General features: G+C 74.3%; 1 protein-coding gene. It reads left to right on the top strand.

Translation table 11 applies throughout. From position 1 onward, the window contains the following. Positions 1-2,046 (top strand): SDR family oxidoreductase (locus GA0115259_RS17885; RefSeq protein ID WP_141716611.1); only part of this gene is annotated, 2,046 nt, incomplete at both ends.

The following is a 2,046-nucleotide window of genomic DNA, read 5'->3' as shown; positions in this document are numbered from 1 at the left end:
CGCTGCCCGTGCACGCGCGAGCCGAAGCCGCCGCCGAGCTGCCATGGACCTTGCACGCGACCGGTGTGCTGGCCGCCGGGCACCGGGCACCGGACCTGGAGATCGGCGCCGGGCCCTGGCCGCCGGCCGGGGCCGTACCCGTGGATTTGTCCCGGTACGAGGACCCGGAGCCGGCCGAAGCGGGCTCCGCGTCCGGTCTGCGGGCGGCCTGGCTCCAGGACGGCGAGGTCTTCGCCGAGGTCGCCCTCGCGGAAGAGGCCCGTACGCATGGGACGTTCGCGATGCACCCGGCGCTGCTGACGGCCGCCGTCCGGGCGGCGGGCCTGCTGGGCACCGAAGCCGCCGAAGGCACTCTCAGCACACTCACCGGGACCGTCCCGGTCGAGTGGCGGGGACTGACGCTCTACGCAGGCGCAGCCACGGCACTGCGCGTACGGCTGACCGCGACCGGCCAGGACACCGTGGAGCTGGTGGCCGTCGACGAGGAGGGCGCACCGGTGATCTCGGTGCGCTCGCTGACCTTGCGTCCGGCCGCCGAGGTGGAGACCGCGGCCGAGGCCGACGAACGGCGCCCGAGCCCGCTGTTCGGCCTCGACTGGGTGCCCGCGCCGACCGCGCCGAATACGACCGCGTCCTTCACCGGTCGGCGCTGTGCGGTCCTGGGAGACACCCTGACCGCGGTGGACGGCTCCTTCGTACGGGCAGGATCGCTGCGCGAACTCCTCGACTCCGGAGAGCCGCTGCCCGACCTCGTACTGGCCCCGGCCATCAGCGATCTGACGGGCCATCACGAACATCAAGAACCGCTTCCCGTTCGGATGCGGGCCGTGACCGGCGCCGTACTGGATCTGCTCCGCACCTGGTCGGCCGACCGCCGAACCGCCGGATCGCGGCTGGTGTTCCTCACCCGTGGCGCGGTCGCCACCGCCGCCGGGGAGGATGTACGGGATCTCGCCGCGGCCCCGGTCTGGGGCCTGGTCCGCTCCGCCCAGTCGGAGTACCCGGGCGCCTTCCTCCTGCTCGACCTGGAGGATCTCCGAGACACCCACACCGCCACCACACTCCGTACTGTCCTGCCCGCGCTGCCCGCCCTGCTCGACGCCGGAGAGACCCAGGCGGCGGTGCGCGGCAGCGAGATCCGGGTGGCCCGGCTGACGCGGCTGCCCCAGGGCCCTGTCCCGTCGCCCGAGCACGGGATCCGGTCCTGGAACCGCGACGGTACGGTCCTGATCACCGGCGGCACCGGCGCGCTCGGCGGCGCGCTGGCCCGGCATCTCGTGGCCGCGCACGGCATCAAACATCTGCTGCTCGTGGGCCGGCGCGGCCCCGACGCGCCCGGCGCCGAGGAACTCCGGGCCGAACTGGCCGCCCAGGGCGCCGAGGTGACCGTCGCCGCCTGCGATGTCGCCGACCGTACGGCGCTGGACGGACTGCTGGCGGACGTACCGGCCGAACATCCGCTGACCGCCGTGGTCCACACGGCCGGAGTGCTCGGCGATGCCACCGTCGGCTCACTGACGCCCGCGCTGATCGACCGGATACTGCGTCCGAAGGCGGACGCGGCCTGGCATCTGCACGAGGCGACCAGCGGTCTCGGGCTGGCCGGCTTCGTCCTCTACTCCTCGGTCGCCGGGATCACCGGTGGCCCGGGACAGGGCAACTACGCCGCCGCCAACACCTTCCTGGACGCGCTGGCCCTGCACCGTACCGCCCTCGGGCTGCCCGCAGTCTCTTTGGCATGGGGACCATGGGCCCAGGACGGCGGCGGTATGACCGGCGCGCTGAGCGACTCCGATCTGGGCCGTATGGCCCGCTCGGACCTGGCTCCGCTGCCGGTGGAAACGGGACTCGCGCTGTTCGACACCGCGACCGCCCGCGACGAGGCGCTGCTCGTCCCGGTGCTGATCGCCGAGGGAGCGCGCGAGCGGGCGGCGCTCACCACGGCCGAGATCCCGGCGATCCTGCGCGGACTGCTCCGCAGGCGCCGCCGTACGGCCGCCGCCGCGCACGGACGTACCACCGGGCTCGGCCGGCGGCTGGGGGGGG

Origin of the sequence: Streptomyces sp. MnatMP-M17 (assembly GCF_900091995.1) — a bacterium.
Taxonomy (GTDB): Bacteria; Actinomycetota; Actinomycetes; order Streptomycetales; family Streptomycetaceae; genus Streptomyces.
This window is presented reverse-complemented; position numbering and strand designations above follow the sequence as displayed.